Source organism: Paraburkholderia sp. GAS348 (assembly GCF_050434205.1).
Lineage (GTDB): Bacteria > Pseudomonadota > Gammaproteobacteria > Burkholderiales > Burkholderiaceae > Paraburkholderia.
Genome location: NZ_JBNPVT010000026.1, coordinates 60532 through 68465 on the forward strand (window position 1 = coordinate 60532; position 7934 = coordinate 68465).

Annotated in this window: 7 protein-coding genes; 1 reads left to right on the plus strand and 6 read right to left on the minus strand. The window is 60.4% G+C overall.

Features of this window, described 5'->3' with window-relative positions:
* The first annotated feature begins 37 nt into the window (after positions 1-37).
* Positions 38-2563 (plus strand): plasmid replication protein, CyRepA1 family, encoded by a 2526-nt coding sequence (locus P3T22_RS28890; protein ID WP_429326813.1) that lies wholly within the window; start codon positions 38-40, stop codon positions 2561-2563.
* 45 nt (positions 2564-2608) lie between these two features.
* Here P3T22_RS28890 and P3T22_RS28895 read toward each other — a convergent pair whose 3' ends face one another.
* The 6 genes from P3T22_RS28895 to P3T22_RS28920 form a co-directional block, all read right to left on the minus strand.
* Positions 2609-2911 carry a hypothetical protein gene (locus P3T22_RS28895; RefSeq protein WP_429326807.1) on the minus strand — a complete coding sequence of 101 codons (303 nt, stop codon included), beginning with the start codon at positions 2909-2911 and terminating at the stop codon, positions 2609-2611.
* Positions 2912-3772: 861 nt separating this feature from the next.
* Positions 3773-4645: an isocitrate lyase/PEP mutase family protein gene (locus tag P3T22_RS28900; protein WP_429326808.1), complete on the minus strand. Its 873-nt coding sequence runs from the start codon at positions 4643-4645 to the stop codon at positions 3773-3775.
* A gap of 16 nt (positions 4646-4661) precedes the next feature.
* Positions 4662-6059, minus strand: a complete 1398-nt coding sequence (locus P3T22_RS28905) for an MFS transporter (protein WP_429326809.1) — start codon at positions 6057-6059, stop codon at positions 4662-4664.
* Positions 6060-6111: 52 nt separating this feature from the next.
* Complete coding sequence (locus P3T22_RS28910) at positions 6112-6831, minus strand: GntR family transcriptional regulator (protein ID WP_429326810.1); 720 nt, start codon at positions 6829-6831, stop codon at positions 6112-6114.
* 486 nt (positions 6832-7317) lie between these two features.
* On the minus strand, positions 7318-7596 hold the full coding sequence (locus P3T22_RS28915; protein ID WP_429326811.1) for a hypothetical protein: 279 nt from the start codon (positions 7594-7596) through the stop codon (positions 7318-7320).
* Positions 7597-7678: 82 nt separating this feature from the next.
* Positions 7679-7934: hypothetical protein (locus P3T22_RS28920; protein WP_429326812.1), on the minus strand; the 256-nt coding region annotated here is incomplete at its 5' end.

A 7934-nucleotide genomic window follows, 5' to 3' on the forward strand; every position in this document is an offset into this window, starting at 1 on the left:
CAAGCGCAAAGGGCCTACGGACTTCAACGACCTGCATATGCTGCGCGGCGCCGATGCCGTGCGCGATGCGGTCGAGCGGGCGCTGGCATCCCCTACCTTGACGCTCGCGACGCCGATCGGTGGCAACGACTGGCGCGCCGCAGTTGATGGCATTGCATCAGCGGCCGCCGCGTTCACGCCGCTGCCAAAGCTCACAAGCTTGGCCGCACTGCCCCGTATCGAGCTGACAGGCGCAAAGAAAAATTGGTTCAAGCGACTGGCGCAAGAAGCCGACGCGGAGCAAGCCGCCGCCATCGCGTGGGCTATCTGCTGCAAACGCGCGCCGACCATCCCGACGCAGACCACGGCCGACGAGCTGCTGGCCCGCATCGAAGAAACGGCTGCACCGCTCCATGCTGAAACCGTGGCCGAAATGCGTCGAGCACTGGCACTGTGGACGGCGAAGCGCGAGCAATGCGCCATGTCGCATGTCACGGTATCGGCAGCCAAGCTGAAGCGCCACCGCCACGAGATCCACGCCGCGCTGCCCGAGCTCGGCGAGTCCGATTATCACGGCGTGATCCTGCTTTGGGCACCGATGGGCAGCGGGAAAACGCGTCACGTCGGTCGCCCCTTTTCGTTGTGGGCGCGCAATACCGGACACCGATTCGTGGCGACGTGCCACCGCCGCAGCCTCGTTTCGGAAATGGCGCGCGTTCTGGACTGCTGGCATTACGCAGGCGTGAGCCGCGATCTGGTGGCCAGCGTGGATGCCATGGCCACCTGTCTTCCGAGCATCACGAAGAAGGCACACGCGAACATCATGGACACGTGCCGCTATCTGTTCGTGGACGAAATCGCCCAGGTGCTGCGCTTCATCGAAGCGGCCGACGCCTGCCGCACGGATGACGGCAAGAATTCGGACGTGTTCGCCAAGCTGTGCGCCATGGTGAGCGCGGCCCATTGCATCATCGGGGCCGACGCCGGCATGGATGATCGCGTGGTGCGCTTCCTTGAGGAATGCCGCCCTGGCGAGCAATTCCGAATCATCGAAGTCCAGCAGCCTGCGCAAAATCTGACGGTAGAGTACGGCTATGGCCCGGATGCCGTGGCATCGCTGTATGGCGAGATGGCCGCCACGCTCGCGGATGGGCAGCGCATCTGGGTGTCGTGCGAATCGAGCCAACGTGTGCGCGAAATCGCACGCTTTCTCGAAGCCAGCGGCGCGAAGGTGCTGGCCATTGACGCAGACAACCGCGGCGATGAACGGCAGGCGCGCTTTTGGGAGAACCCCGAAGCAGTGAGCCGCGAATACGACGCTGTGGTGCATAGCCCCGTCATTTCGTCCGGTCTCTCCATCGAGCATCGCGATGGCCCGCTCCACTTCCACCGCGCGTTTTTCATCGGCGGCGGCTACTCAATCACGCCCGCCGATGCCGCGCAAATGATGCGCCGCGTTCGCTACATTACGGCGTGGTCTATCGCGTTCGTGGCCAATAATTCGCGCAGCATGGACGATAGCACCGCGATGATTGAAGGTATGGAAGCCGCTGCCGCTATCGAAGGCGAAACGGCGCAGGCATCCGACTTTGACGCGTTCGTGGCCGGGATCAAGGCAGACGACAATGCGGCCCGCTCCGACTTCGCGGCCGGTCTGCTGTGGACGCTCAAGCGCGCGGGGTTCGCACTCGAAAACATGCCACTCGTGGCTGACGCCCCGGCTGCCGACGAGCTGCGCGAGCTGCGCAACGAACTGACGGAAGAGCGCCGTGCGGCCATCATGGCGGCCCCCGACCTGACCGATGACGCAGCCCGCCGACTGAGCGCCGCCGAGCAACGCACGCAAGCCCAATCCGACGCTCTGACGCGCCACGCAATCCGGCGCGCGCTGGGTGTAACGGTGGTGGACGATACCGCGCTGGACGTCTGGGCGGACGGTCGCGGCCCGCGTCGCCTGGATCGCTTCAGCGCCGCCGTGCTGGGCATGGCGGATCGCCGCGACGACGCCGAACATATGACGCAGCGCCGTTTCAGCCGTGCCCGCATCACAGCCTATCGCGCGCTGTTTGAAGGCTTCGAGTTGCGCGGCGGAATGCGCATCACGAAAGCCGACGCCGAAACGATCATTGGCCGCGTAATCAAGCGCCGCCACATGCTCGCGTGGCTGGGTCTGGTTCCCGGCAAGTTCGGCGGACACGTGGGCACGAACAAGGACGGCAGCGAAAAAGCCTTCCCGATGCCGAAAGCGCCTTTCAAAGATGTGGGCGAAATTTTCCGTGCCATGCATCTGGACTGGAAGCGACGCCAGAACCGGCACACGGGCGAAACCTTCTACGAGGTTCCGGCCGATGTTTTCGAAGCGACGGCAGCACACGCCGAACGCCGAAACAGTCACACTTCCGTCTGTATTCTCTTATGGGAAACACCTCCAAGTGTGACTGTTTGGGATGACCGGATCGCGCAGCACGCAGACCGCCCGAGCACCGCTAAACCGCCCATGAATCGCATGCCGGATAACGCCGACGAACCCGCGCCGGATTCTGGGCTATTCCGGGAAATAAGCTGTGGCGACATGGTGATGTAGCGGCGGCTCGGCGCCAATACGCACACGTCCCGATGGAGCGGGCGCCTACTCAGCCGTGGCTGCGCAGATCGCTCCGCATCGCTCGCGAGCGTAGTTCCACGCCGAAAACGGAACCGTTGGTCCATCATCATCGGGCGGAACGATCCATGGGTCCGGGCCAAACATCTTGAACTGCGCGAACAATTCGCTTGCCGTCATTTGCGGCTGGCGAGCTTCGGCGAGGAAATCATCGACAAGCCGTCGAGCTTCGGCGAGCGCCATCTTCATATCGTCGAAGCCTATCGGCCCGGCTCTGTGCTCCTCGTTCTGATAGTGATAGTTGTCGTCGATATACAGCGCAACTGGCATCGGCACTCCTGGAAAAAGTAAGCCCGCTCAATGCCATCCTATCAAGGCGCTCGCCCGCCCGATAAGGGGCGCGCTTGAGAAAACAGGAAATAAAGCACGTTAGCGACAGTCGGTCGTCGCCTGTCGACCCACTGCCGCCGGTCGCGCTGTCAGGGGTCCAACGGCAGATAACAAAGTGGTCCGGTCATCCAAGCCGGCTTCTCGGGGACAGCAGTTCGGCCGCAGCGGCCGTTCGCACCGGATGGAATTCTGCTCGCCACGAGTGACCGGTTCCGCGCGAAGCCCATGCCTTGAGTAGGCCCACAGTGGAAACGCGCGGCGTGGAGAAGTAGTACAGCTTCAGGTTGCCCGGGAATCGCTAATGCAAATCCCAGGTTCAGCCGCAAATCACATGGCCAAGTCCACCGCTTCCTTGCAAAATTTCTGTCGGCGGAGTGATCGTGCAGGTGCCAAACGTATACCTATCCGTTGGACAAAAACTTCTTCTCCAATGCCAGGGCGTCGTCACGAGCGTCGAGTTTGGCTCGGAAGCGTATGGGTTTGTAGTGCAATCGGACCCGCCCTTTTCCCAAACAGACGTTCCGTTTCGTTTCTGCGCCTCCACGTTGCTCGGTTGTACGTGAGGCAGTCAGATTTATTGGCTTGCCGCGCGCCCCAGTTACGGTCCAGATGTCCACGGCGGGGGGACCTGCTGCGGGAAGTTGTGCAAACGCCCCAAGTCAAAGAGTTGGGCCGCCGAAGCGGTCCCTTAAGGTTCTGGTTCCAAGTCACGGTTCACAGGTAGTTCGGACTAGCTGGGATACGTCATACCGACGTGCGACCCCCTTGGCACGGCGCCCGCGCCGGTCAAGTGGATCGGAGTTAGTCCGCGTGCGTACGATCAAAGTCCCAGACTGCAGGGAAGCCCATCAGTTTGCACACGTCCTCGAATGAATACATCGTGGCCTGAGCGCGCGTTGTTCCCCTGAGTCCTTTGATCTCGCTGTACGCGTTCTTCAGCGCCTGGGTCGCTGCGAGGAAACCTGCAACCGGGTAGATCGCCAGCGAGAAGCCCAGTTTCTCGAGTTCCGGCGGTGTAAGTTGCGGGGTTCGGCCGCCTTCCACGATGTTGACGAGCAACGGTACGTCAAACGAGCGTCCGATCTTCTCCAGTTCCTCACTGCTCTCCGGGGACTCGATGAACAGAACGTCGGCGCCGGCCTTCGCATAAGCATCTGCCCGTCGGAGTGCCTCGTCGAGCCCCAGCGATGTCCGCGCATCCGTGCGCGCAACGATCTGAAAGTCAGGGTCCTCGCGCGTCTCGACGGCCACCTTTATCTTTTTGACCATATCCTCCAGCGCAATGACTGTGCGGCCCGGCGTATGGCCGCATTTCTTCGGAAATTCCTGGTCCTCCAGTTGAATGGCCGCCGCGCCCGCGCGCTCATAACCGCGCACGGTATGGGCAACGTTAAGTAATCCTCCGTATCCGGTGTCTGCATCGCAGATGACCGGCGTACTGCTCGCGCCGCAGAACGCGGACACGCGGTTGACCATATCCGTGTATGTGGCGAGGCCGGCGTCCGGCAATCCCAGGTAGGAAGCCACCGTACCGAAGCCGGTCATGTACAGGCAGTCGAAGCCCATCGAATCGGCCATGCGTACCGATATCAGGTCGAAGATACCCGGCGCGACAACGATTTCCCGTTGTTGCAATCGAGTCTTGAGTTGCGTTCTGGTATTGCGTGTTTCCATGATGTTCCTATCGGCTTCAGTGATTTTGTTCCGTCGGGACACGTTGCTTGGCGGGAGATCGGACGGGCGCTTCCCCCGGGGTTGAAGCGATCGCTTCGAGAGAGAGTTGATTGGTTTCGATACCGAAGACAGCCAATACGACAGCCATAGCGACGAGGGTGCCGACGATGATCGAGAGCACATCCTGGATGCCTCCAGTAGCGTACGCGACAACGACGAGCTGGGGCGCGACGATGCCAGTGATCCGTCCCGCACAGCCGGCGATGCCGTTCGCGCGCATCCGGTTTTCGGTCGCAAAGAGCTCCGGGATATAGGTGGCGATGCCTAATGCCACCATCAAGTAGGTCAGCGTGAACAACACGAAGCCAAGGAACGTCGCCATTCCGACGCTCGTCGAATGACCGTACAGCCAGCCGATCACGGCGGCGATCGCCGCGACGCAGACCAGTCCTCTTCTGCGCCCCACCTTGTCGGCTATCAGGACTCCGAGCAACGCGCCGGCTGGCCCTCCCAGTGCCATCAACGTGGTAAAGCCGAGAGACGACGCGACGCCGAGACCCTGCTTCATCAGGAACGTCGGCACCCAAACAATGAATCCGTAGATGACGACATTGATTGCGATCTGAACGCAGATCGAGAGAAGCGTGCGGCGAAGATGATGACGAGCAAAGAGGTCCAGGAGCGTCGTCTTGTAGACCGCGGCGCGAGGCGTGTCGACCAGGAGAGGCAAAGGCTGGCCACGCGCCGACTCCGCCTCGGCCGCCGCGAGAATCTTTTCCGCTTCCTCGAAACGGCCCTTGGATTCGAGCCAGCGCGGCGACTCGGGCATCTTTCTTCTAAGCACCCAGATGACGAGCGCTCCGGCGCCAACGATGGCGAACATCGCGCGCCATCCGATCGACGGAATGAGCAGGTAACCGAGAAACGTGGAGCAAAAGAGCGCAGAGTTGGTGATCAGAGAGAGATATGCCGACCACCGGCCGCGTACTGCGGGTGGGATGAATTCGCCGATCGACCCGTAACCGACGACGATTTCCGCACCTAGACCGAGGCCCATGAAGAAGCGGCAGACGATGAGCCAGTTCATGCTCGGAGCGAGAGCGCCAGCGAGGGAGGCAATTCCAAAGATGGCGAGGTTGAACTGGTAGGTGAATTTGCGCCCCTTTGCATCTCCCAGCACGCCCGCGGTGAACGCGCCGAGGAGCATGCCCACGAACGTCGATGAAAGGAACGTGGCATTCAAGTGCATCGTCGACCAACCGCTTTTGACGAGCGCGCCGAGTACGCCACCGGCGAGATAGATGTCGAATGAATCAAGAAACATCCCGCCGCCGATGAGCCATAGAATGCGGTGGTGGAACCGGGATATGGGTAGCCTGTCGAGTCTTGCGCCGGCCTGTACTGTGCTTTGCATTTAACGTCTCCGATGTAGTGTTCAGGGCGGTTGTTGTTCGTTTAGGCCCCGGTTAGGAAGCGGGATCTTCTGTTGCGGATCTGCCGAGTACCGTTGCTTGCGCCGCCAGGATGTGGCAACGCGTAATCGCCTCGGCCCAAGCGGCATTCCGTTGCTCAAGTGCACGAACGATTTCGAAATGCTGGCTTGCGCTCCGACTGCGGTCCGCGTCGCTATAGGCGTCGAATGTCCATTTGATCAAGGGCGTCTCCTTCATGGACTTTAACGACTGGTCCAGACGAGCATTGCCGGCGGCGGAGGTAACGATCGCGTGGAATTCATCGTTGGCGCAGAACCAGCGTTCGATTGATTCCGGCGTCGATGGCCGGTGCGTGATGTCGGCCATCTGTTGCGCGAGTACATGAAGACGTTCGATGTCCGTTACACCAATCCTGGCCGCCGCGTGTCCGGCGAGATAGGGCTCGATCAAGAGCCGAGCCTCGAAGATTTCACGCGCATCCTGTATGGACCACGCTTTCACGCGAACACCATAGTTAGGCTTGCTCTCAAGCCAACCTTCGGCGCCCAGACGGCGCAACGCCTCCCGGACTGGCGTGCGACTCACGCCCAGGCTTCTTGCAACCTGTTCCTCTCTCAGATACTCGCCCGCAACGTAGCGTTTCTCGATCAAGGCGTGCTTGATGGCGTGGTAGACGTCGTCTGCGGACTTCACCACTGACATATCGGTAATCATTGTATGCAAAAGTGACGGTGTAGCCAGTTTTTTCTGCATTTTGGCGTTTAATCTTCGGCTATTGTATGCAATGTGTGCCAGTTGGGCCTTAGGTGATTTCCCTAGGGGTAAGGTGGCGCGCTGTGGGAGCCTCACCGCCTCGAAGGTTTTGGAATTGGAGCACGGGCCAGCAGCAGCGCCGCGTCGACTTAGGCGGCACCGAACCGGCATCCAACACGAGATTTGCAAACAGAGTTGGTCGACCTTGGGCATCCAGTTCATTGGAAAGCGGCCGTTCACGGAGCGCGGACAGCGAACTGGCGCTAATGACCGGTATGGCCGAGGAGCCGATGCCTCAAGGCAACTTATGAATTACGGTTGTTTGAGTGGACGAGACACTGGAGCGACAGCATTGGGCCTCGAGCGAATGACTGCAACTGGCCGGCAGCAGGCGGTAGGCGAACGACGCGGCCTAGCTGCGCCAGAAACAGCGGGTTATTCGGAAACCGCACCGCCGCAAGTCGCTGCGCCTCTCTAACAACAGACTTACGAGCAGGTGAATTCGAGTTCGACGCGAGGATAGTTACCGAGGATATAGGGCGGCTGCGTTTCGTTTGTCCTGTGCACCCGTAGGTCCTTGCCGGAGCGCGCGCAGAACTGTCTTGCTTCAGTAGTCACGTCAGCGCGCAGATTCCCGAGGCCAGGGAAACCAGTGGCGGCCTGCTTGGAAACAAAGTACGTACCGCCGCCTTGGTCAATAACGCCGGAATCGGAAGCGCATCCCGCAAAAATCGTAACTGCGAAGATCGCCACGAGCTTTTTCATTTTTACCCCCAATCGCTTTCGTATCGTTTTTTTTGCCCGATTTCTTCGGCCTACACGAGCGGGTCGATTGGCCGTTCCCGCGTTAGTCGGCCGAAAAACCTTCGACCAGCTGCGGGGAAAATACCAACTCCGGCGGGTCGCCATTGGAAGAGTCAAGATGAATCATCTTGCCGTATTCGCGCGGCTCTAAATCGAATACCCGCACAGTTTTATGAACAGCCGGGTCGCCGCTGAACTGATATGCTGTGGTGGTCAAGTTATTTCGGACAGGCAGATAGGTTCTTTCACTGTCGGTTTCTCCTCGTAGGCAGCGGGCGACAGATAGCCCAAAGTCGAAT